The following is a 23291-nucleotide window of genomic DNA, read 5'->3' on the forward strand; positions in this document are numbered from 1 at the left end:
TTTCTTATTCCGTACAGGTCAACGCCAGAAATGCATCAGTACCGCCAACAAGGCGATCAAACCGATGATCATTGCGAAGGCGTAGTGATAGAGGAAACCGGATTGCGTGCGACGCAGCAGATTTGCAGCCAGGTCGATCAGTCGGGCAGAACCATTGACGACGACACCGTCGACCACATGGGTATCGATGGCACGTGACGCCTTGCCAAGAGCCACGCCACCACCGGCGAAGCCATTGATCCAGAGCTTGTCGAAGCCGTACTTGTTTTCCAGCAGCCACACGACCGGCGCGAACGCCTTGCGCGACTTGGTCGCCAGTTCCGGCTTCCACAGGTAGAACAGCGCAGCCAGCAACAGGCCGGCGACCGTCAGGAAGAATGGTGCCGCCATCATGCCGTGCAACGCGAAGGCGACCGGGCCATGGAACTCTTCGGCCAGCGCGCCAACGGTGTCGCGCGCCGGATCGTAGAAGTCGACGATGCCGGTGAAGAACGACACTGCCTGCCCCTTCATCGCATGTGCGGCGTGGTGGCCCTGCCAGTCGGTGCCGAACAGCATAGGTCCGATGGTGAAGAAGCCGATCGCCACCGACGGGATCGCCAGCAGGATCAACGGCAGCGTCACCACCCACTTGGATTCGTGCGGCTCATGGGCACCGTGGTGGCCGTGGCCGTGATCGTCGTGGCCATGCGTGTCGTGTGCATGGGCGTCGTGCGCATGGCTGTCGTGTGCGTGGACCTGCGCCTCGGCATCGGTATGCGCGCTGTCGTGGTGTGCATGGGCGTCGTGCGCATGGGCATCGCGGAAGCGCTCCTTGCCGTGGAAGGTCAGGAACAGCAGGCGGAAGCTGTAGAAGCTGGTCACCAGCACGCCGCCGAGAACGGCCCAGTAACCATAGGTCGCGATCCAGCTATGCGACTCGTGGGCGTGGTGGGCTGCCGCCTCGATGATGGTGTCCTTGGAATAGAAGCCGGAGAAGAACGGTGTACCGACCAGCGCCAGGGTACCGATCACGCTGGTCCAGTAAGTCACCTTCATGTACTTGCGCAGGCCGCCCATCTTGCGCATGTCCTGCTCGTGGTGCATGCCGATGATGACCGAGCCGGCCGCCAGGAACAGCAGCGCCTTGAAGAAGGCATGCGTCATCAGGTGGAACACGGCCGCCGAATAGGCCGACACACCCAGCGCCACGGTCATGTAGCCCAGCTGCGACAGTGTGGAGTACGCAACCACGCGCTTGATGTCGTTCTGCACGATGCCGATCAGGCCGGTGAAGAAGGCCGTGGTCGCACCGATGAACAGGATGAAGTTCAACGCGGTTTCCGACAGCTCGAACAGCGGCGACATGCGCGCGACCATGAAGATGCCGGCGGTGACCATCGTGGCGGCATGGATCAGGGCCGAAATCGGCGTCGGGCCTTCCATCGAGTCGGGCAGCCACACGTGCAGCGGCACCTGCGCCGACTTGCCCATCGCGCCGATGAACAGGCAGATGCAGATCAGCGTCATCACGCTCCACTCGTGGCCCGCGAACAGCTGCACCTTGGCACCGGCCATGGTGGTCGCGTTGGCGAACACGGTGGAGTAGTCCAGCGAGCCGAACCACAGCAGCACACCGGCGATGCCGAGAATGAAGCCGAAGTCGCCGACGCGATTGACCAGGAACGCCTTCATGTTGGCGAACACCGCGGTCGGGCGCTTGAACCAGAAGCCGATCAGCAGATACGACACCAGGCCCACCGCTTCCCAGCCGAAGAACAGCTGCAGGAAGTTGTTGCTCATCACCAGCGTGAGCATGGAGAAGGTGAACAACGAGATGTAGCTAAAGAAGCGCTGGTAACCCGGGTCTTCTTCCATGTAGCCGATGGTGTAGATGTGCACCAGCAGCGACACGAAGGTCACCACGACCATCATCATCGCGGTCAGGCGATCGACCATGAAGCCCACATGGGCGGAGTAGTTACCGACATCGAAGAAGGTGTACAGGTTCTGGTTGAACGGGCTGGCGCCCTGCTCCACCAGTTGATACAGCGTCAGGCACGACAGCACGCAGCTGACCGCCACACCCAGGATGGTGACGTACTGCGCGCCCTTGCGCCCTACCTGGCGACCGAACAGGCCGGCGATGATGCTGCCGACCAGCGGTGCAAGCACCACCGCAATCAACAGACTCTTGGAGAGAGTGATTTCCATCTACAGGTCAGCCCTTCAACGTATCGACTTCGGCCACATTGATCGTGCGGCGCGTGCGGAACAGAGTCACCAGGATCGCAAGGCCGATCGCAGCCTCCGCGGCGGCAACGGTCAGGATGAAGAACACGAACAACTGACCGGCGGGGTCGCCAAGCTCGCGCGAAAACGCAATGAAGTTGACGTTGACCGACAGCAGCATCAGCTCGATCGACATCAGCAACACGATGACGTTCTTGCGGTTGAGGAAGATGCCGGCCAGCGAGATGCAGAACAGCACCGCGCCCAGTCCAAGCAGGTGGCCCAAGGTAATCAAGACTTCGCCTCCTGTCCGTCGGTCGCATCGAGCGTCGGCGCGACCTGTACCGGCTTTTCCACCGCCATTTTGACCATGCGCAGACGGTCGCCCGCCTTCACCCGCGACTGCTCGCCAGCGTTCTGGTGCTTGATGCCGGTGCGCTTGCGCAGGGTCAGCATCACGGCAGCCACCACGGCCACGGTCAGGATCACCGCGGCGAACTCGAACGGCAGCAGGAACTGGGTGTAGAGGGTCTTGGCCAGCCAGGTCAGGTTCGACACATCGGCTGCCTGCGCAGCGGCATTGTCGGCCGGGAACGGCGCGGCACTGCGTGCCTTGACGCCGATCAGGGTGACCATCTGCGCCAGCATGGCAACCGCCACGATGACGCCGACCGGCATGTACTTGACCCAGCCTTCGCGCAAGCGGCTGGTATCGATGTCCAGCATCATCACCACGAACAGGAACAGCACCATCACCGCGCCGACATAGACCAGCACCAGCGTCACGCCGAGGAATTCGGCGCCGACCAGCAACCAGATGCATGCCATCGAGAAGAAGGTGAGGATCAGGCACAACACGGCGTACACCGGGTTGCGCACGCTGATCACCGCACCGGCGGACACGACCGCGACGGCGGAGAAGGCGTAAAAAGCAATAGTGACCCAGTCCATCATGACCTCAACGGAAGGCGGCATCGGCAGCGCGACGCTCGGCGATCTCGGCTTCGAACCGGTCTCCGATGGCCAGCAGCTGCGGCTTGTTGACAATGTTCTCGCCACGCTTCTCGAAGTGGTACTCGAGGATGTGCGTCTCGACGATCGAGTCCACCGGGCAGCTTTCCTCGCAGAAGCCGCAGAAGATGCACTTGAACAGGTCGATGTCGTAGCGCGTGGTGCGGCGCGAGCCGTCCTCGCGCTTGGCCGAGTCGATGGTGATCGCCAGCGCCGGGCACACTGCTTCGCACAGCTTGCAGGCGATGCAGCGCTCTTCGCCGTTGGGATAGCGACGCAGCGCGTGCAGGCCACGGAAGCGCGGCGACTGCGGGAACTTCTCCATCGGATACAGCACGGTGTACTTGGGCTTGAACGTGTATTTCAACGTCAGCCACAAGCCGCCTAGCAGTTCGAGCAGGAGCAGGCTCTTGAAGTAATGGGTGATCTTGTTCATCGGTTACACGCCCTTCTGGATCACGCCGTAAAACACCATCAACGCCGTCACTGCGATCCACACGATCGTGAGCGGAATGAACACCTTCCAGCCCAGACGCATGATCTGGTCGTAGCGGTAGCGCGGGAAGCTGGCACGGAACCAGATGTAGGCGCTGGCGAAGAAGAACACCTTCATCAGCAGCCATGGCCAACCGCCCTTCCACAACCAGTCGATCCACGGCGAGATATCCGCGTTGACCCAACCCTGGATCGGGCTCAGCCAACCGCCGAGGAAGAAGATCGAGATCAGGAAGCTGACCAGGATCATGTTGGCGTACTCGGCCAGGAAGAACAGTGCGAACGCGCCGCCCGAATACTCCACCATGTGGCCGGCGACGATTTCCGACTCACCTTCCACCACGTCGAACGGCGCACGGTTGGTTTCGGCAACGCCCGACACCCAGTACACGATGAACAACGGGAACAGCGGAATCAGGAACCAGTCGAAGAAGCCGGAGTTGCCGGCCTGCGCGAATACGATCTGGCTCAGGTTGACGCTACCGGAGGCAATCATCACGCCGACCAGCGCAAAACCCATCGCGATCTCGTAGCTGACCACCTGCGCGGCCGAGCGCATCGCGCCCAGGAACGCGTACTTGGAGTTGGACGCCCAGCCGGCCAGGATGATGCCGTACACGCCCAGCGAGGTCATCGCCAGCAGGTAAAGCAGGCCGACGTTGGCATTGGACAGCACCAGCTGCGCATCGAACGGCACTACCGACCAGGCGGCGAAGGCCGGTGCCAGTGTCAGCAGCGGCGCGATGATGAACATCGCCTTATGCGAGCTGCTCGGCTGCAGGATCTCCTTGAACAGCAGCTTGAACACGTCGGCGAAGGCCTGGAAGATGCCCATGCCTACATACATCGGCCCGTGACGCACATGCATCCAGCCGATCAGCTTGCGCTCCCAGACCACGTAGAAGGCCACCGACACGATCACCGGCACGGCGATCAGCAGGATCTTCAATACGGTCCACAGCACGATGCCGCCATCGCCCAGGCCGACAAACCACTGGTGCAAGGGATCGACCAGGTTCAACAGCAATTCGTTCATGCAGCCACCACCGTTACACGACCGGCACCGAGCGGCGCGGTTGCGCCATGGCCGGATTCGATCCACACCGTGCCCGGTGCGACGCGCTTGTCCAGCACCACCGGCAACGTTGCCTTACCGGCATCGGTGCCGACCTTGACCATCTGACCGGCGCCGACCTGCAACTGCGCGGCCTGCTCCGGGTGCATCGCCACACACGGGGCGAGATTGAGCGGATGCGACTGCAACGCAGCGGCGCGACGCACCACCGCATCGGTGCGATAGATCGCAGCGGTGGCGGCAACCTCCAGCCCGTCACCGCTAACAGCCGGCTGCGCCGAGGCAGCGGGACTGACGCGACGGTTCTGCATGCCGGCACGCAGGCCGACCAGATCGATGAATTCGAACCCGGCCAGACCCAGCTCACCGCCAAGCGCACGCAATACGCGCCAACCCTCGCGCGCTTCGACCGGCAGGCGACCGGCGGCACGTGCGGTCTGCACGCGGCCATCCAGATTGGTCAGCGATGCGTCGATTTCCGGCAGTGCACCGATCGGCAGGATCACGTCGGCCACGTCGCGCGTCGAGGCGCAGGCGAACTGGCTGAACGCGACTACCTTGGCACCCGCCAGCGCGCTGCGTGCAGCGGCGGCATCGGCGAAATCCAGGCCCGGCTCGATGCCATACAACACATAGGCCTGACGCGGCTGCGCCAGCATGCCGGCGACATCGCGCGCGGTCGGCAACACACCTTGCGCAACCAGACCGACAGCGTTCGCACCCTGCGGGATCCGGCACAGCGAGGCACCGGTTGCAGCGGCGAAATCGCGTGCGGCAGCACGCAACGAAGCAGCCTGCGGATGATTTTCAGCCAGTGCGCCGACCACGATCACCGCGCGCGTGGCGCCCTTGACCGCATCGCGCAATGCCGAATCGTCCAACGCACCGGCCAGCTGCGACGGCGCAACGACCGCACGGCTTGCCTGGGTGAAGGCGAAATCGAAATCGACCGGATTGACCGAATGGATCTTCGTCCCGTTCTGGATGCTGGCCTTGCGCAAGCGTGCATGCAGCAACGGCAACTCGTGACGCACGTTGGTGCCGAACAGCACCACCACATCGGCGTGCTCGATCTCGGCCAGCGGCGTGGCAAACGGCTCGGCCACCGCAGCGTCGGAAAAATCGCGATTGAGCAGGCGGTGGTCCAGATTGCCGCTGTTCAAGCCTTCGGCAAGACGTGCGAGCAACGCGCCCTCCTCGTTGGAGGTGGACGGATGCACCAGCACACCGAGCTGATCGCCGGCGTTGTCACGCAGGATCTGCGTCGCGGCAGCCAGACCTTCGGTCCAGCTCACTTCGGTCCACTGCCCGTTGACCTTCTTCAGCGGCTTGACCGCGCGGTCTTCGGCGTACAGGCCCTGATGCGAATAACGGTCGCGGTCGGACAGCCAGCACTCGTTGACCGCCTCGTTCTCGCGCGGCACGGTGCGCAGCACTTCGCCGCGACGCACGTGCAGGAACAGGTTCGAGCCTATTGCATCGTGATAGCCGAGCGATTCGCGTGCCATCAGCTCCCACGGACGCGCACGGAACTGGAACACCTTGTTGGTCAGCGCGCCGACCGGGCACACGTCGATGACGTTGCCGGAAATCTCGGTGGTCAGCGGCTTGCCGTCGTAGGTGCCGATCTGCAGGTTCTCGCCGCGATACATGCCACCCAGCTCGTAGGTGCCGGCGATGTCTGCAGTGAAACGCACGCAACGGGTGCATTGGATGCAGCGGGTCATTTCGGTGGCGACCAGCGGACCGATGTCCTCGTCCGGCACCACGCGCTTGCGCTCGTTGAAACGACTGACCGAGCGGCCGTAGCCGAGCGAGACGTCCTGCAGCTCGCACTCGCCGCCCTGATCGCAGATCGGGCAGTCCAGCGGGTGATTGATCAGCAGGAATTCCATCACGCTGCGCTGGTACTTCAGCGCCTTTTCGCTACGCGTGGTGACCTTCATGCCGTCCATCACCGGCGTGGCGCAGGCAGGCGACGGCTTCGGGGATTTTTCGACGTCCACCAGGCACATGCGGCAGTTCGCGGCGATCGGCAGCTTCTCGTGGTAGCAGAAACGCGGGATCGGGATGCCGGCCTTGTCGGCCGCCTGGATGATCATCGAGCCCTTCGGCACCACCAGGGACTGCCCGTCGATCTCGACGGTGACATGGTCCGGTGGCACGTTCGGGTTCACTGGTTGGGCGCTCATGCGGCCACTCCGACGTGCGTGTCGACGATCGAACGACCGTTGACGATGTAGTACTCGAACTCGTCCCAGAACTGGCGCAAGAAGCCCTGAATCGGCCACGCCGCCGCTTCGCCGAAGGCACAGATGGTGTGTCCTTCGATCTGGCCGGCAACCGTGCGCAGCTGGTGCAGATCTTCCATCGTGGCCTTGCCGGCGACGATGCGCTCCAGCACCCGATGCATCCAGCCGGTGCCTTCGCGGCACGGGGTGCACTGGCCGCAGGATTCCTTGTGGAAGAACTGCGAGATGCGGCAGGCAAAGCGTACGCAGCAGACGCTGTCATCCAGCACCACGATCGCGCCGGAACCCAGGCCGGTGCCCAGTGCACGCAAGGTGTCGTAGTCCATCTGCAGCCCGGCAACCTGGTCGGCCTTCAGCACCGGCATCGACACGCCGCCAGGCACCACGCCCTTGAGCTTGCGGCCCGGACGCAGGCCGCCGGCCATTTCCAGCAGTTCGTCGAAGGTGGTGCCGAGCGGCACTTCGAAATTGCCGCCCTTCTGCACGCAGCCGGACACCGAGAAGATCTTCGGGCCGCCGTTCTTGGTCTTGCTCAGCCCTAAGAACCACTCCGGGCCGTTGCGAATGATCGCCGGCACCGAGGCGTAGGTCTCGGTGTTGTTGATGGTGGTCGGCTTGCCGTACAGGCCGAAGTTCGCCGGGAACGGCGGCTTGTAGCGCGGCTGGCCCTTCTTGCCTTCCAGCGATTCCATCAATGCGGTTTCTTCGCCGCAGATGTAGGCGCCGGCACCCAGCGCACCGTAGATATCGATATCCACGCCGCTGCCGAGGATGTTCTTGCCCAGCCAGCCGTTGGCATACGCATCGGCCAGCGCCAGCTCGAAGTTTTCGAACGGCTCATGGTGGAACTCGCCGCGCAGGTAGTTGTAGCCCACGGTCGAGCCAGTGGCGTAGCAGGCGATCGCCATGCCCTCCACCACCGAATGCGGGTTGTAACGCAGGATGTCGCGGTCCTTGCAGGTGCCCGGCTCGGATTCGTCCGAGTTGCACAGGATGTACTTCTGCATCGTGCCCTTGGGCATGAACGACCACTTCAGGCCGGTCGGGAAGCCCGCGCCGCCACGGCCGCGCAGGTTTGATGCCTTGACCATCTCGATGACGTCGGCCGGCGCGATCTTCTCTTCGAGGATCTTGCGCAGCGCGGCGTAGCCACCGGTCTTCAGATAGCTCTCGTACGACCACGGGGTGTCGTAGTGCAGCGTCGTGTAGACGACCTGATGCGGCAACGGCGCCGGACCGACCGGGCCTGAGGGTGCGTGATGATGTGCCATGTCTTACTCCAGCCCGTCCAGCAGCGCGTCGACCTTCTCTTTCGTCAGGTGCTCGTGGTAATGGCCATTGATGACCATCATCGGCGCCGCGGAGCAGGCCGCCAGGCACTCTTCTTCGCGCTTGAGGTAGACGCGGCCATCGGCCGTCGACTGCCCCAGCTTGCAACCCAGTTTCTTTTCCGCGTGCGCCAGCAGATCTTCGGCGCCATTGAGCCAGCAGCTGATATTGGTGCAGAACGCCACGTTGTGGCGGCCGACCTTTTCGGTCTCGAACATCGAGTAGAAGCTGGCGACCTCGTAGGCCCACACCGGCGGCAGGTCCAGATACTTGGCCACGCCCACGATCAGCTCGTCGGTCAGCCAGCCCTGGTTCTGCTCCTGCGCAGCATGCAGGCCCTGCAGCACGGCCGAACGCTTGCGATCGGGCGGGAACTTGCTCAACCAATGATCGATGTGCGCGCGCGTCTTGTCGCTCAGCACCACCTGCGGATCGACGTCGCGCGCCGCTTCGAAATTACCCGTCGCCTTCATCGGTCAACCTCACCGAAAACCAAATCGTAAGTACCGATCATCGCCACGACGTCGGCCAGCAGATAGCCACGCACCACCGCGTCCATGGACGACAGATGCGCAAAGCCCGGCGCGCGCAGGTGCACGCGGAACGGCTTGTTGGCGCCATCGGACATCAGGTAGCAGCCGAACTCGCCCTTGGGCGCTTCGACCGCGCAGTAGGTTTCGCCGGCTGGCACGCAGTAGCCTTCACTGAACAGCTTGAAGTGATGGATCAGCGCTTCCATGTCGTCCTTCATGCCTTCGCGGCTTGGCGGAGCGACCTTGAAATTGGTGACCATGACCGGGCCCGGATTGGCCTTCAGCCACTTCACGCACTGCTTGATGATGCGGTTGGATTCGCGCATCTCGGCCACGCGCACCAGATAGCGGTCATAGCAATCGCCGTTGGTGCCGACCGGCACGTCGAACTCCACCGCGTCGTACTTGGCATAGGGCTGCTTCTTGCGCAGGTCCCACTCGATACCCGAGCCACGCAGCATCGGACCGGTCATGCCCCAGGCACGCGCCAGGTCGGGGCTGATGATGCCGACGTCGACGGTACGCTGCTTCCAGATCCGGTTGTCGGTCAGCAACGTCTCGTACTCGTCCACACGCGACGGGAACGTATTGGTGAAATCCTCGAGGAAGTCCAGCATCGAGCCTTCGCGCGCTGCATTGAGCTTCTTCAGTGCCCCGCCCTTGTGCCAGCGGGATTCCTTGTACTTGGGCATGCGATCGGGCAGATCGCGATACACGCCACCGGGACGGTAGTAGGCAGCGTGCATGCGCGCGCCACTGACCGCCTCGTAGACGTCCATCAATTCTTCGCGCTCGCGGAACGCATACAGCATCACCGCCATCGCGCCCAGATCGAGCGCGTTGGAACCCACCCACATCAGATGGTTCTTGATGCGGGTGATCTCGTCGAACATGGTACGGATGTAGTGCGCACGCTCGGGCACCTCGATCCCCATCAGGGATTCGATCGCACGCACGTAGGCGTGCTCGTTGCACATCATCGACACGTAATCGAGGCGGTCCATGTACGGAACCGACTGGTTGAACGGCTTGGACTCGGCCAGCTTCTCGGTGCCACGGTGCAGCAGGCCGATATGCGGATCGGCACGCACCACGGTTTCGCCGTCCATTTCCAGGATCAGGCGCAGCACGCCGTGCGCCGCAGGATGCTGCGGGCCGAAGTTCATCGTGTAGTTGCGGATTTCCTGCTTGCTTTCGACAGGATTGCTCGCGAAGGCATCGGTTGCCTGGCGGAACTCACTCACTTGGCGGTCTCCGACTTGCCCACTTCACCAGCGGCAGTCTCATAACGGGCATCGTCGCGGATCACGCGCGGCACACCGACGCGCGGCTCGACCGAGGTCACCGGCTCGTACACGACACGCTTGCGCTCGTCGTCGTAACGCACTTCCACGTTGCCGATCAGCGGGAAATCCTTGCGGAACGGATGGCCGACAAATCCGTAGTCGGTCAGGATGCGGCGCAGGTCCGGGTGGCCGTCGAAGACGATGCCGAACAGGTCGAAGGCTTCGCGCTCGAACCAGTTCACGCCAGGCCAGATGTCGGTCAGCGATGCCACCACCGGCACCTGCTCGTCCGGTGCGTAGCAACGCACGCGCAGACGCTGGTTGTGCTGGTAGGAGATCAGCTGCGCCACCACCGCAAAACGCTGCTTGGGCATGTGCTGCGGACGGGCGCCGTCGGAACTTTCCTGGCTGGGAAATTCACCCCAGGCGAAACGGCCGACGGCCTTGCCTTCGACGCCGCGGCTGAAGCCCTGCGACGACACGTCGGCGGTATCCCACTCGTCGCTGCCGTAGCCCAGGTAATCGACGCCGCACAGATCGCTCAGCTGCTCGAAACCGAGCTCGTCGCGCAGGGCCAGGCAGGTGGCGTGCCAATCGGCCGCAGCGACTTCCAGCGTCACTTCGCCGCGCGGCAATGCCACGGCGATCTGCGCACCGGCGAAACGTGCCGCAAGTCGGTCAGTGAAGGAGGATGCTTGCTCTGCCATGGGGGCTTGGCTGCTCTCAGTAGAAGAAGACGGGTGTCAGCGCGCGATGGTCTGGGTACGCCAGATCTTCTTCTGCAGCTGCAGGATGCCGTAAACCAGCGCCTCGGCGGTCGGCGGGCAACCGGGGACGTAGATGTCCACCGGCACGATGCGATCGCAACCGCGCACCACCGAATACGAATAATGATAGTAGCCGCCGCCATTGGCGCAACTGCCCATCGAGATGACCCACTTCGGATCCGGCATCTGGTCGTAGACCTTGCGCAGCGCCGGGGCCATCTTGTTGACCAGCGTGCCGGCCACGATCATCACGTCGGACTGGCGCGGCGACGGACGGAACACCACGCCGTAGCGGTCCAGATCCAGGCGCGCCGCACCGGCATGCATCATCTCGACCGCGCAGCAGGCCAAACCGAAGGTCATCGGCCACATCGAGCCGGTGCGCGCCCAGTTCAGCAGCGCATCGACACTGGTGGTCACGTAGCCCTTCTCGAGCAGCGGGTTTTCGCCTTCCGGGCGCAGGATGTCTTCCACCCGGCCTTCCGGCATCGGGTTGGTCATCAGACGATCCAGGGTCTGAATCACTCCCATTCCAGCGCTCCCTTCTTCCACACGTAGATAAAGCCGAGGAACAACATGCCGACGAACAGGCCCATGGTGACCAGCGAACGTGCGCCGATCTCCATGAACACCTGTGTCCACGGCACGATGAAGATGATTTCCAGATCGAACACGATGAACTGGATCGCGATCAGGTAGTAGCGCACGTCGAACTTCATGCGCGCGTCTTCGAAGGCTTCGAAGCCGCACTCGTAAGGCGAGAGCTTGCGCGCATCCGGGGTACGCGGTGCGAGGAATCGACCGATCAGCATCAGCACGATGCCGATACCGGTGGCGACGATCAGAAACAGCAGACTCGGCAAATATTCGGCCAGCACAGCGATTCTCTCTTGCCTCTGCCCGCACGCGCCGCGTGCCGGCATGGGGTATAGGCAGACCCCACGCGCGACACGCAATGCGCAGGAACTGCAGCCAAACAATGGTGCCCAAGAGGGGACTCGAACCCCTACGACCTAAGTCGCTACCACCTCAAGGTAGTGCGTCTACCAATTCCGCCACCTGGGCATACGTTGCGCCGCTGGGCATCCCAGTGCGCAGCGTATTGTAACCGGCTTCAGCGTTTTTGTGCTGGTTCTGAAGCGTTTTCTTCGCGTGCCGCAGGCGCTTGCTGCACCGGTGCGGACTGCGCAGGCGCCGCAGCTGGAGTTGCGGCAGGCGCCGGCTGCGACGGGGCGGTCGGAACTGCGCCGGCGGCCGGTGCCTGCGGCAACGGCTGAGTCAGCTCGCCTGCGGCGGCAGGCGCCGGGGTGGCCGACTGCGACATCACACCCAGGTTCTGGTCGGTGGGACGTGCGCCATGGGTGGCGTACCACGCCATGAACAGGCTGATGCTGAAGAACACCACCGCCAGCCACTTGGTCGACTTGGACAGGAAGTTCGACGCGCCCTGCGAGCCGAACACGGTGCCCGAGGCGCCGGCACCGAAGCCGGAACCAGCTGCCGCACCCGCACCGCGCTGCATCAGGATCAGCGCAATCATCGCCAGCGCGACCAGCACGTAGACCACATTGAGGATCAACATCAGCATTTCGAAATCCGTCCCCGGACAAAACTTAATGGGTTAACAAGCGGCCGCCGCACGGGCGATGGCCAGGAAATCCTCGGCGACCAGCGAGGCGCCTCCGACCAGCCCGCCATCGACGTCGGGCTGCGCAAACAGCTCGCTGGCGTTATCGGGCTTGACACTGCCCCCGTACAGGATGGGCAGAGAATCGGCGATTCTAGCATCCGCCTTCGCGACTTCGCCACGCAGGAAGGCATGGACGGCTTGCGCCTGCTCCGGGCTGGCGGTGCGACCGGTGCCGATGGCCCAGATCGGCTCGTAGGCAAGCACGGCACGGGCAAAGCCTGCGCTGCCCACCAGTGCCAGCACCGGTTCGAGCTGGGCGCGCAACACCGCTTCGGTCTGCTTGGCTTCGCGCTGTTCCAGCGACTCGCCCACGCACAGCACCGGGATCAGCCCGGCGTGCACGGCGGCGGCGAATTTGCGCGCCACCAGCTCGCTGCTCTCACGATGGTACTGACGCCGTTCGGAATGGCCGACCAGCCCGTATTCGGCGCCGACATCGACCAGCATGGTGGCCGAGACTTCACCGGTATAGGCGCCCTTCTCGTTACTGCTGACGTCCTGGGCACCGAAACACAGGTGGTGCTCCTCGAAATCCTCGATCAGATCGCCGAGGTAAGGCAGGGGCGGCAGGATGACGACATCGACACCCTCCAGGGGCATGTGCGCGGCGATCCGGGCCACCAGCTCGGTGGCGAAGGCGCGGCTGCCATGCAGCTTCCAATTTCCGGCAACGATCTTTCGACGCATCAGGCGCAGGTTCCTGAGTGGAAGACAGGCGACAGAATAGCCCATGCCCTGTCGGCAGCCGGCACACTTCTGTCCATTGCCTGTCTCCTCCCTCCTTCAACAGGAACCTGCCATGTCCGTTTCGCCTGTCTTTGCATTGGTCACCGGCGCCTCCAGCGGCATCGGCCGCGAGATTGCGCGCGCTTACGCAAGGCGCGGCGTGCCGCTGATCCTGACCGCGCGCCGGGTGGATCGGCTGCAGGCGCTGGCCGAGGAGTTGCGGCCGTTGGTGCAGGTCGAAGTCCTGCCGGCCGATCTGGGCGATGCCGACGCGGCCGAAACACTGGTTGCGCAGATCCAGCGCAATGGCTGGACGGTGGGCACCCTGGTCAACAATGCCGGCTACGGCGTGCCGGACCGCTATCTGCGCAACGACTGGGCCACGCATGCACGCTTCCTGCAGGTGATGGTGGCCGCGGTATGCGAGCTGACCTGGCGGTTGTTGCCGATGATTCGTGCCAGCGGCCAGGGCCGCATCCTCAACGTGGCCTCGTTCGCCGCACTGACGCCGGGTGCCGATGGGCAGACGCTGTACGCGGCCAGCAAGAGTTTCCTGCTGCGCTTCAGCGAATCGCTGGCGCTGGAAAATGCCGACTGCGCGGTCAAGGTCTGCGCGCTGTGCCCCGGCTTTGCCTGGTCGGAATTTCACGATGTCACCGGCACCCGCGAGGCGATGTCCGCCCTGCCCCGCTGGGCCTGGCTGCAAGCCGACGACGTGGCCGAGTATGGGATCGCCGCGCTGGAGCGTGGCCAGGTGCTGGCCGTGCCGGGCTGGCGCTATCGCCTGGTCAGTGCGGCGTTGCGCGTGTTGCCGCATGCGCTTGCATTGGGCGTAATGGCGCGCGGATCGCATCGGGTACGGCCGTTGCGGTGAGGCGGCTGCACATCCGCTGCGGCGTCGCGTCCAGCGCTACGCGCGGCCGGTGTGTGATGCCGTCAGTGATTGACGATGTCGCCATGCATGGCCGCCAGCCGTGCCAGCAACCGGTTCTGCGTGCGGCGTGGAATCCTGCGCTGATCCATCGCCCAGTTCAGGTCCTCCACCAGCGCGTTGAAGTCGCCTTCGCGAATGACCAGGTGCGCGTGCGCCTGCTGCATCGACTTGGCGGTATCCGGGCACGGGCCATCGGCGACATGGCAGAACTTCTGCACCAGCCGCTCGTTGAGCATCACGATGTTGACGCGCGCGAAGGTGTCGACGATGCGTGGATCGTCGGCGATGCGCGACAGCATGGTTTCCACCAGCGTCTCGATGCCGGCCTGTCCGCCGAGTTCGTCATAGAGCGTGGGGCGCGGTTGCGTGGTGGCGCAGGCGCCCATCAGCGCCAGCACGCCCAGCAAGGACCAGCGCAGCCGTCGATTCATCACAACGCCACCTGCAGGGATAGATAGAGGCCGCGCTGGTCGGCGAGCGTGGCGATGTCGCCAAGCTCGGCCCATGCCGCGGTCAGGGACACATGCTTGCTGGGAAACCAGGCCACGAATCCATCGGCCCATGCCTGCTCGCGGGCGAAGCCGAGGTTATCGGGTTTGTCGCGGTACTCCACGCCGACCACCCATGCCGGCGACAGCACGACGGCGGCGCTGGCCTCGCCGACCAGCCGATAGCTGTTGCGACGATCGCCGCCGAAACCGAGCAAGCCGGCCTGATTGGCGCGGGTTGCGCGCAGCGTGCCGTTGAGCAGCAACTGGTAGCCGCCCGCGCCCTGCAGCAACAAACGGCTGGCGCTGACATACACATCGGTGCCGTGATCGTCGCGCGCGCCGATCGCCAGCGGCAGCGTGCCATCGCGCAGGCGTTTGTACTGCACGCCCACACTGACCTGTGGCGCATGCCCGTAGACCAGATCGCCACAGACCCGCAGCTTGGCGCCGAACACGTCCTGGCCGAGCGCATTCCATGGCAGGCCCAGCCGGTCCTGCAGGGTGCCCAGATCCAGCCGCTGCCGCGCCAGCGACAGTTCCAGCCGGTTGCCGACCGTCAGCGCGGCGCCTTGCACGTCGAGCCGGTAATCGCCGCTGTCCACATGCGTGGCAAACAGGACGGTGCCGAGTTCGTCGCGGGTGCCGTAGCCCGACAGCGTGGCCCACGGCACGATGCCGCCCCCGCTGCTACCTTCGATCATCGACACGCCGCCGGTGGCGAGCAGACGCCCATCACCTGCGATCACCGACGCGGGCGCGATGGCCAGCCCGGCCAGTGACGCAGCCAGCAGCGTGCGCCGCCACCCGGTCATCGATGCACTCCTGCCTGCGCTGCCGGCGCCAGGTCGAGTTGGCGCAGGCACCAGGCGACCAGCGGCACCTCTTCCAACGGCGGCGCGTACAGATAGCCTTGCACCATGTCGCAGCCGTAACCGCGCAGCAGCCCCAGGGACGTGGCGTTTTCCACGCCTTCGGCGATCACGCTCAAGCCCAGGTTATGCCCGAGATCGATGGTGCTGCGCACGATGAACGCATCGTCCGTGCCTTCGGCCAGCTGCATGACGAAGCTCTTGTCGATCTTCAATTCGTCCACCGGCATGCGCTTGAGCTGCGCCAACGAGGAATAGCCGGTGCCGAAGTCGTCGATGGACAGCCGCACGCCGACGCTGCGCAGCTGATGCAGCATGTGCAAAGCGGATTCGACATCGCGCATCAAGGCGCTTTCGGTCAGCTCCAGCGTGACCGACTGCGCCGGCACCGCGTGATGCTCCAGACGGCCACGTACGTAATCCGGCAAACCGGGGTCGGACAGGTCCAGCGCGGAAAGATTGATTGCCATGCCCAGCTCCAGGCCCTGCCGGCGCCACTGCGCCTGGCAGCGCAGCGCCTCGTCCAGCACGAAGCGGGTCAACGGATGGATCACGCCGGAGTGCTCGGCCAGTGGAATGAATTCGTCCGGGCCGATCGCCCCGAGCACCGGATGGTGCCAGCGCACCAGCACCTCCACCTGCTCGACGCGATCGTTGCGCAGGCAGATCTTGGGCTGAAAGCGCAAGGTCAGCTCGTTGCCACCGACGGCCTGGCGCAGATCGCCGGTCAGGCGCAGCCGGCGCAGATGCTGCTCGTCCTGGCCCAGGCGATACACGCTGGCACCGATGGTGCTGACATTGCCGCCCTGGCGACGGGCAATGTCGGCGCGCCGCAACAAGGTGTCCGGGTCGGCGCCGTGTTCGGGGATCAGGGCGATGCCGATGCTGGCTTCCAGCTGGATCCGCGCCTGCGGCAGCGCCAGCGGGCGGCGCAGCTGCAGCAGCAAGCGCTGTGCATCCTGTTGCACGGTGGCGGCGTCGGTCTGCGCCACCACCACCATGAATTCGTCGCTGCCCAGCCGCCCGACCAGATTGGGTTCCTGCACCACGTCGGCAAGACGGCGGCCCACCTCGACCAGGACCTGGTCGGCGAAATCGTGACCCAGGCTGTCGTTGAGTTCCTTGAAGCGTTCCAGATCCAGGATCAGCACCGCGGCGGTGCCGCCGGACGCCACGGTCTGCTCCACCACGTCCTTCAGCCGCTCCAGCAAGCAGATGCGATTGGGCAGACCGGTCAAGGCATCGTGGCGCGCCTGATGCAGGATGTGCTGCTCGCGACTGGCAATCTGCTGCTGCATGCGCCCGAAGCTGTCGGCCAACTCGGCCAGTTCGCGCCCGGATGGCACTTCGACGGCGGTGTGGTAATCGCCGCGCTGGATGCGCCGTGCGGCCTGTACCAGCTGCGCGACCGGCCTGCTGACGCTGCGCGCCAGGAAGATCGCCACGCCCAGCGCCGCAGCCGTGGCCAGACCCGCCAGCAGCAGGATGCGCAACTTGAGGACGCGATAGGGTGCCACCGCGCGATCCAGCGAGGCCTGCAGCGCAACCCGCACATGGCTGTCGCCCTGGATCGACTGCAGTTTGACCAGGTAACGCGACTGGGCCAGGGTCAAGGCGACCGCCGCGCCCTGCGCGCGTTCGGCGGTCGGCAACTGCTGTGCAAACTCGGCGCGCGCGGCCGGCTCCAGGGTGGAGGCCAGCACGCGCACCGGCGGGCCATCGGTGAAGAAGGTCGCATCCAGCCCGGTGGTGGAACGGAAATCCTGCGCCAGGCCGTCGCCGGATTCATTGCCGATCGCGATCCAGCCCACCCGGCTCGGTGCCAGCACCTGCACCACCGCCAGCCGCACGATGCGGCTGTCCAAGGCCACCACGCCGACCGCACGCCCATCGCGCTGCGCCTGCTGCAGCAGGGTCTGCACAGCACGCAGCTGTTCGGCTTGCGGCAGGTCGGCGAGCCCGGTCAGAAACTCCCCGTCCGGGGACAACAGCAGCGCGGTCTGCGCCGACATGCGCGCAGCGTGATTGCGCAATGCCGATTGCATGGTCGGCACATCGCCACTGGCCACGGCCGCACGAAAGCCGAAGTCGTCGGCCAGCACCGAGGCCGACTGCATCAGTTGCTCGTCGCGGCGCAGATTGATGCGTTGCCAGACGCGCTCGCCGATCTGCAGTTCTTCGCCCAGTTGCGCCTTGACGCTGCGCTCGGTGGCGACCTGCACCGCAATGAAGGTCAGTGCCTGCGTGGCGAGCACGACCAGCACCAACAACGCCGCGATCCGGGTATGCAGGCGCATGGCCTTCATGGCTTCGGCGTCTTCGGGTCGGCGCGACGGAACTTGTCCTGCAGCGCGCGCACGCGCGCATCCGGTGGCGCGACCACGGGCGCGGCGCCGGTGGTCTGCAGGGTCACGCGCCGTTGCATGGCCTGGCGCGCAAGTGCCACCGGCTCGGTGAGCGCGGCGCCCTTTATGCGCGGATGCCAGACCCGCAGCGTGTAGTTGCCTGCCGGCGCATCCAGCTGCACGCGGCCGTCGCTGCCGGTCTTGCCGAAATACGGTGTGTCCACCACCAGGATATAGCCCAGCATCCAGTCGTGGATATTGCAGCCCACCGTCACCAGACCGGCCTGGTCGAAGCGCACCGGTGCGGCGGTGCTGCCCTGGAACAGCGGCAATTCGAAGCGCTTGGCGGGGGAGAACGAATAGACCTGATGGCGAATCTGGTCGTTGTTGGGAAACTGCACCAGGGTGCCGGTGCGCACCGCCAGCACGGCGGGCACGAACTGCGAATTGACCTGGTCCATCTCCACGGTCCGGGGCGCGCCGGCGGCAACCGGACGTGCCGGCTCCAGGCTCACCACCGCATCGACCAGCATGCCGTTGGCATCGACGACGGTCACGCTGATCGGCGTTGCCAATGCGCAGCTTGCCGCGCAGTACGCCAGCACCCCGCAAACCGGGCCGATCCGTTTGAACCACTGCATCCGCATGCGCCCCCCAAGCTAGTGCACTCAGCAGCGGGCGCCAGGCGAGTCCGACGTCGCGCTAGCGATCAGACTGGGTTATCGGCTCAGGTGAATGCAAGCTTTAATCGGACGCGAGCACACTTTCATGAATCAAACTGTGCAGGCGGTCATTGCCGATGCTGCAAGCGCAGCGATCGCCTGCGCGTCCTGGCCGCGAACGGACTACTTCAACTTGATTTCGCGCAGACGCTCTTCCAGAAACCCGTGCGCGGTGATCGGCTCGGGATACCGGCTCGGATTGTCGGCGGTGATGCACGACGGCAGCACGTCGATCAGGAAATCCGGATTGGGATGCAGGAAGAACGGCACCGAATAGCGCGGCTTGCGTGCCTGCTCGCCCGGCGGATTGACCACGCGATGGATGGTGGACGGATACACGTGGTTGGTCAGGCGTTGCAGCATGTCGCCGATGTTGACCACGATGGTGTCGGCGTCGGCAGTGAACGGCACCCACTCGCCATCGTTGGAGCGCACTTCCAGCCCGGCCGCGCTGGCACCGACCAGCAAGGTGATGAAATTGATGTCGCCATGCGCGCCGGCACGCACGTTGGGAATGTCGTCGCTGGTGATCGGCGGGTAGTGGATCGGCCGCAGGATCGAGTTGCCGTTGTTGGTCTTGTCGACGAAATACTCCTGCGGCAGGCCGATATGCAGCGCCAATGCCGACAGCACGCGCGAGCCCAGGTGATCCAGCTGCTGGTACAGGCGATAGCCGCGCTCACGGAACCCGGGCACCTCTTCCGGCCACAGATTCGGCGCCATCACCGCGCGGTACGGCGAATCGTCCGGGATTTCGCGGCCGATATGCCAGAACTCCTTCAGATCGAAATGCTTGGAATCCTTGGCGGTTTCCACGCCGAACGCGGTATAGCCGCGCGCACCGCCGCTGCCTTCCACGTGGTAGCGACGCTTGACCTCTTCGGGCAGCGCAAAGAACGCCTTGAACGCCTCGTACGCCGCGTCGATGTCGGCCTGCGCGATGCCGTGGTTGCGGATGCCGGCAAAGCCCCACTGCCGATAGGCCGCGCCGAGCTCGGCGACGAAAGCGTCGCGGTCGCTGTCGAAACGGGTGATGTCCAGGGTCGGGATGCGGGCGCTCATACGGATATCTGCAGTTGAAGTCGGGAAGTCGAAAGGAAGGCCTGCCGCTCAGGACAGCAGGCGATACAACAGGTAGAACGTCGCGGCCTTGGCAAAGACCACGCACACAGCAATGATCAGCGACTCACGCCGCGTCACGCACGGCCCCGGAGAGACGGTCGAGCGTGTCCTGCATCAGGCCGGCGTCGTCGGCTTCCACGGTCACGCGCACCACCGGCTCGGTGCCGGACGGACGCAGGAACGCACGTCCCCGGCCGTGCACGGCGGCCTGCGCCTGCTGCAGTGCCTGCTGAACGCCGGCGGCCTCCACGATCGCCTTGGCCGCACCGCCATCCAGCCGCACGTTGACGGTCTTCTGCGGCACCTTGCTCAGGCTGCTCAGGGCCTGGCGCAGGTTCTGCCCATCGCGGCCAAGGGCCTCGAGCACCTGCAGCGCACTGACGATGCCATCGCCGGTGGTGGCGCGATCCAGGCACAGCAGATGGCCGGAGGTTTCGCCACCCAGCGTGCCGCCGCCTTCGACCAGCGCCTGGTGCACATAGCGGTCGCCGACCTTGGCGCGCTGGAACGGGATGTTCCGTGCAGCCAGCGCCTGTTCCAGGCCGTAGTTGGTCATCAAGGTGCCGACCACGGTGCCGGTGAGCCGGCCGCTGGCCTGCCAGGAGCACGCGAGCAGGTAGAGCAGGTCGTCGCCATCGACCGGGTTGCCCTGGTCGTCGGCCATCAGCACGCGGTCGCCATCGCCGTCGAAGGCGATGCCCAGCTGCGCGCCGCTCTCGCGCACCTTGGCGGCGAGATTGTCGATATGGGTGGAGCCGACACCGGCATTGATATTGAGCCCGTCGGGCGCGGCGCCGATGACGACCACGTCCGCACCCAGCTCGCGGAACAGCATCGGCGCAATGTGATAGGTCGCCCCGTGCGCGCAGTCCAGCACCATCTTCAGGCCGTGCAGGGTGAACCCGCGCGCCACGCTGGCCTTGCAGAATTCGATGTAACGGCCGATCGCATCACGGGTGCGGATCGCCTTGCCCAGGCGCTCCGATTCCACGGTGTGGAACGGCTCGTCCAGCGCGGCCTCGATCGCCGCTTCGGTGGCGTCGTCGAGCTTCTCGCCTTCGGCGGAGAAGAACTTGATGCCGTTGTCGTAATGCGGATTGTGCGAGGCGCTGATCACCACGCCGGCATCGGCGCGCAGCGTGTTTGTCAGAAAGGCGATGGCCGGGGTCGGCATCGGGCCGATCAGCTGCACGTCGGCGCCGGCGGCGACCAGGCCGGCTTCCAATGCGGCTTCGAACATGTAACCGGAAATCCGCGTGTCCTTGCCGATCAGCACCAGCGGACGCTTGCTGCGGCCCTGGGTCAGCACCCGACCGAGCGCATTGCCCAGCCGCAGCACGAAATCGGCCGAGATCACGCCCTGCCCGACCCGGCCACGGATGCCGTCGGTTCCAAAATACTTGCGACTGCTCATGCGTTGCGGTGTTCCTGCCTACGGGTGGACGCACGCGCAGCGGCGCGTGCGACGGGGTCGCGCCAGCGCGCGGCCACTGGCCTCATGCGGCCGCGTCCTGCGGATGCGGCTGACGCATCATCATCGCGGTCAGATCGGCGATGCGGTCGCGCATGTCGCGGCGGTCGCAGATCTGGTCGATGGCACCGTGGTCGAGCAGGAACTCCGACCGCTGGAAGCCTTCCGGCAGGGTCTCGCGCACGGTCTGCTCGATCACGCGCGGGCCGGCGAAGCCGATCAACGCATGCGGCTCGGCGATATTGATGTCGCCCAGCATCGCGAACGAGGCCGACACGCCACCGGTGGTGGGATGGGTCAGCACCGAGATGTACGGCAGGCCGGCTTCCCGCAGGCGCCCGAGTGCGGCGGAGGTCTTGGCCATCTGCATCAGCGAGAACAGGCCTTCCTGCATGCGCGCCCCGCCGCTGGCGGAGAAGCACACGAACGGGCAGCCGACTTCCAGCGCCACTTCGGCCGCACGCGCGAAGCGCTCGCCGACCACCGAGCCCATCGAGCCGCCCATGAAGGCGAAGTCGAATGCGGCGGCGACCAGCGGGTTGCCCTTGAGCGTGCCGCGCATGGCGATCAGCGCGTCGTACTCGCCGCTGCTCTTCTGGCTGGCCTTGATGCGCTCGCCATAGCGCTTCTGGTCCTTGAACTTGAGCACGTCGACCGGGCCCAGTTGCGCGGCGATCTCGGTGGTCGCGGTGTCGGGATCGAACAGCGAGTTCAGGCGCGCACGCGCGCGGATCGCCATGTGGTGATCGCACTTCGGACACACCTCGAGGTTCTCCTCGAGCTCGGGGCCGTACAGCGCGCTGCCGCAGTTGCTGCACTTCTCCCACAGGCCCTCGGGGACGCTGCGCTTCTTGGCCGGGGTGTTCTCGGTGCGGATGCCGGAGGGCATCAATTTGCTGAGCCAGCTCATGCGTGTATGACAATCCATGCAGGGCGGCCATGTGGGCCGCAGAGGGGCGACAGTCTAACGCGCTGCGGGAAAGCCGAGGTAGCGCGCAGGCTAAATGCGGGCCCGGGTGGCCCGGCCCGCGCTTGCCGCGCGGCGGCCCCAAGGCTGGCGTGCCGGTGGCGCGCCAGCTGTGCCCTTCCCGCCCGAAGGCGCAGAGAGGCTGTGGTGTCAGGCCTGGTCGAGCGCCTGCCGCAGCGGGGCCAGGAAAGCCTCGGCGCGTTCGCGGGCGCTGCGGACATCGGTGGCCTCGGCCAGTGCCGCGACCAGCGCGCTGCCGACCACCACGCCGTCGGCGTCGACGGCCATGGCGGCGGCGCTGGCGGCGTCCTTGATGCCGAAACCGGCCACCACCGGGGCGCCGGCACGCCGGCGCAGCTGGCGCAGGCGGTCGCTGGCGGCATGGGTGTCGAGCAGGTTCGAGGCGCCGGTGACGCCGGCGAAGCTGACGTAGTACAGATAGCCCTGGGCGCTGCTGCACAGCATGTCCAGGCGCTGCTCGCTGGTGGTCGGCGACGCCAGCGCAATCAGCGCCAGGCCGACCTCGGTGAAGATCGCGCGGGTTTCGTCCGCCTCTTCGGGCGGCAGATCGACCAGGAGCAGGCCATCCACACCGGCAGCGACGGCGGCTTCGGCGAAGCGCCGGGTGCCGTGGATCTCGATCGGGTTGAGGTAGCCCATCAGCACCACCGGCGTGGTGGCGTCCTCACGGCGGAACTCGTGCACCGCTTCCAGCACATAGGCCAGGCCGGCACCACGGCCCAGCGCGCGCTCGGAGCTGCGCTGGATGGTGGGGCCGTCGGCCATCGGGTCGGAAAACGGCACGCCGAGTTCGATGACATCGGCACCGGCGCGCACCAGCGCATGCATCACCGGCACGGTGGCTTCCAGCGACGGATCGCCGGCGGTGATGAAGGGGATGAGCGCCTTGCGGCCATCGGCACGCAGACGCTGGAAGGTTTGGTCGATACGACGCATTGAAAGACCTTGCAATTGTTAGAGGCGGTGCGACCGCC

Annotated in this window: 23 protein-coding genes and 1 tRNA gene; 1 reads left to right on the forward strand and 23 read right to left on the reverse strand. The window is 65.2% G+C overall.

Translation table 11 applies throughout. The features are described 5' to 3' along the window. Positions 1-18: 18 nt before the first annotated feature. The 15 genes from nuoL to tpiA all read right to left on the reverse strand — a co-directional run bounded on the left by nuoL (position 19) and on the right by tpiA (position 13336). Entirely contained in the window at positions 19-2193 is a 2175-nt protein-coding gene (nuoL, locus tag H7A86_RS13055; protein ID WP_119131317.1) for an NADH-quinone oxidoreductase subunit L, read from the reverse strand. 7 nt (positions 2194-2200) lie between these two features. After that, on the reverse strand, positions 2201-2506 hold the full coding sequence (nuoK, locus tag H7A86_RS13060; protein WP_006450557.1) for an NADH-quinone oxidoreductase subunit NuoK: 306 nt from the start codon (positions 2504-2506) through the stop codon (positions 2201-2203). Then, on the reverse strand, positions 2503-3165 hold the full coding sequence (locus tag H7A86_RS13065) for an NADH-quinone oxidoreductase subunit J (RefSeq protein WP_180708152.1): 663 nt from the start codon (positions 3163-3165) through the stop codon (positions 2503-2505). The genes nuoK and H7A86_RS13065 overlap by 4 nt, the downstream gene beginning before the upstream one ends. A gap of 4 nt (positions 3166-3169) precedes the next feature. Further along, positions 3170-3658 (reverse strand): NADH-quinone oxidoreductase subunit NuoI, encoded by a 489-nt coding sequence (nuoI, locus tag H7A86_RS13070; protein ID WP_102584828.1) that lies wholly within the window; start codon positions 3656-3658, stop codon positions 3170-3172. Between the two features lie 3 nt (positions 3659-3661). Next, a complete protein-coding gene (gene nuoH, locus H7A86_RS13075) occupies positions 3662-4753 on the reverse strand; it encodes an NADH-quinone oxidoreductase subunit NuoH (RefSeq protein ID WP_104581965.1) in 1092 nt (363 codons plus the stop codon). Beyond that, complete coding sequence (gene nuoG / locus H7A86_RS13080) at positions 4750-6984, reverse strand: NADH-quinone oxidoreductase subunit NuoG (protein ID WP_119131316.1); 2235 nt, start codon at positions 6982-6984, stop codon at positions 4750-4752. The genes nuoH and nuoG overlap by 4 nt, the downstream gene beginning before the upstream one ends. Further along, the gene (gene nuoF, locus H7A86_RS13085; protein ID WP_024937978.1) at positions 6981-8315 is read right to left on the reverse strand and encodes an NADH-quinone oxidoreductase subunit NuoF; all 1335 of its coding nucleotides are present in this window, start codon (positions 8313-8315) and stop codon (positions 6981-6983) included. The genes nuoG and nuoF overlap by 4 nt, the downstream gene beginning before the upstream one ends. A gap of 3 nt (positions 8316-8318) precedes the next feature. Then, the gene (gene nuoE / locus H7A86_RS13090; protein ID WP_016902996.1) at positions 8319-8846 is read right to left on the reverse strand and encodes an NADH-quinone oxidoreductase subunit NuoE; all 528 of its coding nucleotides are present in this window, start codon (positions 8844-8846) and stop codon (positions 8319-8321) included. Beyond that, positions 8843-10150, reverse strand: coding sequence for an NADH-quinone oxidoreductase subunit D (locus H7A86_RS13095; protein WP_016902995.1), 1308 nt, complete (start codon positions 10148-10150; stop codon positions 8843-8845). Before H7A86_RS13095 ends, nuoE begins: the two co-directional genes overlap by 4 nt. Then, positions 10147-10899: an NADH-quinone oxidoreductase subunit C gene (locus H7A86_RS13100; RefSeq protein ID WP_104581963.1), complete on the reverse strand. Its 753-nt coding sequence runs from the start codon at positions 10897-10899 to the stop codon at positions 10147-10149. Before H7A86_RS13100 ends, H7A86_RS13095 begins: the two co-directional genes overlap by 4 nt. Before the next feature lie 36 nt (positions 10900-10935). After that, entirely contained in the window at positions 10936-11490 is a 555-nt protein-coding gene (locus H7A86_RS13105) for a NuoB/complex I 20 kDa subunit family protein (protein WP_016944318.1), read from the reverse strand. Continuing rightward, on the reverse strand, positions 11481-11837 hold the full coding sequence (locus H7A86_RS13110) for an NADH-quinone oxidoreductase subunit A (RefSeq protein WP_010371162.1): 357 nt from the start codon (positions 11835-11837) through the stop codon (positions 11481-11483). The genes H7A86_RS13105 and H7A86_RS13110 overlap by 10 nt, the downstream gene beginning before the upstream one ends. Positions 11838-11939: 102 nt before the next feature. Further along, a tRNA-Leu gene (locus H7A86_RS13115) sits at positions 11940-12024 on the reverse strand. 49 nt (positions 12025-12073) lie between these two features. Continuing rightward, a complete protein-coding gene (secG, locus tag H7A86_RS13120) occupies positions 12074-12547 on the reverse strand; it encodes a preprotein translocase subunit SecG (RefSeq protein ID WP_119131315.1) in 474 nt (157 codons plus the stop codon). Positions 12548-12580: 33 nt separating this feature from the next. Next, positions 12581-13336 carry a triose-phosphate isomerase gene (gene tpiA / locus H7A86_RS13125; RefSeq protein ID WP_119131314.1) on the reverse strand — a complete coding sequence of 252 codons (756 nt, stop codon included), beginning with the start codon at positions 13334-13336 and terminating at the stop codon, positions 12581-12583. A 112-nt stretch (positions 13337-13448) separates the two neighbouring features. Between tpiA and H7A86_RS13130 the strand changes: the two genes are divergently transcribed. Beyond that, entirely contained in the window at positions 13449-14249 is an 801-nt protein-coding gene (locus H7A86_RS13130; protein WP_119131313.1) for an SDR family NAD(P)-dependent oxidoreductase, read from the forward strand. 62 nt (positions 14250-14311) lie between these two features. On the opposite strand, the gene H7A86_RS13135 is transcribed toward H7A86_RS13130, so the two are convergent. From H7A86_RS13135 to trpA, 8 genes are all read right to left on the reverse strand, one after another. Next, a complete protein-coding gene (locus H7A86_RS13135) occupies positions 14312-14740 on the reverse strand; it encodes a group I truncated hemoglobin (protein WP_119131312.1) in 429 nt (142 codons plus the stop codon). Beyond that, positions 14740-15612, reverse strand: coding sequence for a DUF3034 family protein (locus tag H7A86_RS13140; RefSeq protein WP_180707885.1), 873 nt, complete (start codon positions 15610-15612; stop codon positions 14740-14742). Before H7A86_RS13140 ends, H7A86_RS13135 begins: the two co-directional genes overlap by 1 nt. Next, on the reverse strand, positions 15609-17975 hold the full coding sequence (locus tag H7A86_RS13145) for a putative bifunctional diguanylate cyclase/phosphodiesterase (RefSeq protein WP_119131310.1): 2367 nt from the start codon (positions 17973-17975) through the stop codon (positions 15609-15611). The genes H7A86_RS13140 and H7A86_RS13145 overlap by 4 nt, the downstream gene beginning before the upstream one ends. Continuing rightward, positions 17972-18655, reverse strand: coding sequence for a methylamine utilization protein (locus H7A86_RS13150; RefSeq protein WP_119131309.1), 684 nt, complete (start codon positions 18653-18655; stop codon positions 17972-17974). Before H7A86_RS13150 ends, H7A86_RS13145 begins: the two co-directional genes overlap by 4 nt. A gap of 204 nt (positions 18656-18859) precedes the next feature. Next, complete coding sequence (locus H7A86_RS13155; RefSeq protein ID WP_119131308.1) at positions 18860-19798, reverse strand: isopenicillin N synthase family dioxygenase; 939 nt, start codon at positions 19796-19798, stop codon at positions 18860-18862. 124 nt (positions 19799-19922) lie between these two features. Next, positions 19923-21272 carry a phosphoglucosamine mutase gene (gene glmM / locus H7A86_RS13160; RefSeq protein WP_119131307.1) on the reverse strand — a complete coding sequence of 450 codons (1350 nt, stop codon included), beginning with the start codon at positions 21270-21272 and terminating at the stop codon, positions 19923-19925. Positions 21273-21354: 82 nt separating this feature from the next. Further along, positions 21355-22239, reverse strand: coding sequence for an acetyl-CoA carboxylase, carboxyltransferase subunit beta (gene accD / locus H7A86_RS13165; RefSeq protein ID WP_046343350.1), 885 nt, complete (start codon positions 22237-22239; stop codon positions 21355-21357). Between the two features lie 207 nt (positions 22240-22446). After that, entirely contained in the window at positions 22447-23253 is an 807-nt protein-coding gene (gene trpA / locus H7A86_RS13170; protein WP_119131306.1) for a tryptophan synthase subunit alpha, read from the reverse strand. Between the last annotated feature and the right edge of the window lie 38 nt (positions 23254-23291).

Source organism: Xanthomonas euroxanthea (assembly GCF_903989455.1).
Lineage (GTDB): Bacteria > Pseudomonadota > Gammaproteobacteria > Xanthomonadales > Xanthomonadaceae > Xanthomonas > Xanthomonas euroxanthea.

Excerpts from the sequence above, each read along its gene's own strand:
- nuoL (WP_119131317.1), bottom strand. The coding sequence starts at position 2,193 with ATGGAAATCACTCTCTCCAAGAGTCTGTTGATTGCGGTGGTGCTTGCA.
- H7A86_RS13065 (WP_180708152.1), bottom strand. The coding sequence starts at position 3,165 with ATGATGGACTGGGTCACTATTGCTTTTTACGCCTTCTCCGCCGTCGCG.
- nuoI (WP_102584828.1), bottom strand. The coding sequence starts at position 3,658 with ATGAACAAGATCACCCATTACTTCAAGAGCCTGCTCCTGCTCGAACTG.
- nuoH (WP_104581965.1), bottom strand. The coding sequence starts at position 4,753 with ATGAACGAATTGCTGTTGAACCTGGTCGATCCCTTGCACCAGTGGTTT.
- nuoG (WP_119131316.1), bottom strand. The coding sequence starts at position 6,984 with ATGAGCGCCCAACCAGTGAACCCGAACGTGCCACCGGACCATGTCACC.
- nuoF (WP_024937978.1), bottom strand. The coding sequence starts at position 8,315 with ATGGCACATCATCACGCACCCTCAGGCCCGGTCGGTCCGGCGCCGTTG.
- nuoE (WP_016902996.1), bottom strand. The coding sequence starts at position 8,846 with ATGAAGGCGACGGGTAATTTCGAAGCGGCGCGCGACGTCGATCCGCAG.
- H7A86_RS13100 (WP_104581963.1), bottom strand. The coding sequence starts at position 10,899 with ATGGCAGAGCAAGCATCCTCCTTCACTGACCGACTTGCGGCACGTTTC.
- H7A86_RS13105 (WP_016944318.1), bottom strand. The coding sequence starts at position 11,490 with ATGGGAGTGATTCAGACCCTGGATCGTCTGATGACCAACCCGATGCCG.
- secG (WP_119131315.1), bottom strand. The coding sequence starts at position 12,547 with ATGCTGATGTTGATCCTCAATGTGGTCTACGTGCTGGTCGCGCTGGCG.
- tpiA (WP_119131314.1), bottom strand. The coding sequence starts at position 13,336 with ATGCGTCGAAAGATCGTTGCCGGAAATTGGAAGCTGCATGGCAGCCGC.
- H7A86_RS13130 (WP_119131313.1), top strand. The coding sequence starts at position 13,449 with ATGTCCGTTTCGCCTGTCTTTGCATTGGTCACCGGCGCCTCCAGCGGC.
- H7A86_RS13135 (WP_119131312.1), bottom strand. The coding sequence starts at position 14,740 with ATGAATCGACGGCTGCGCTGGTCCTTGCTGGGCGTGCTGGCGCTGATG.
- H7A86_RS13140 (WP_180707885.1), bottom strand. The coding sequence starts at position 15,612 with ATGACCGGGTGGCGGCGCACGCTGCTGGCTGCGTCACTGGCCGGGCTG.
- H7A86_RS13145 (WP_119131310.1), bottom strand. The coding sequence starts at position 17,975 with ATGAAGGCCATGCGCCTGCATACCCGGATCGCGGCGTTGTTGGTGCTG.
- H7A86_RS13150 (WP_119131309.1), bottom strand. The coding sequence starts at position 18,655 with ATGCAGTGGTTCAAACGGATCGGCCCGGTTTGCGGGGTGCTGGCGTAC.
- H7A86_RS13155 (WP_119131308.1), bottom strand. The coding sequence starts at position 19,798 with ATGAGCGCCCGCATCCCGACCCTGGACATCACCCGTTTCGACAGCGAC.
- glmM (WP_119131307.1), bottom strand. The coding sequence starts at position 21,272 with ATGAGCAGTCGCAAGTATTTTGGAACCGACGGCATCCGTGGCCGGGTC.
- accD (WP_046343350.1), bottom strand. The coding sequence starts at position 22,239 with ATGAGCTGGCTCAGCAAATTGATGCCCTCCGGCATCCGCACCGAGAAC.
- trpA (WP_119131306.1), bottom strand. The coding sequence starts at position 23,253 with ATGCGTCGTATCGACCAAACCTTCCAGCGTCTGCGTGCCGATGGCCGC.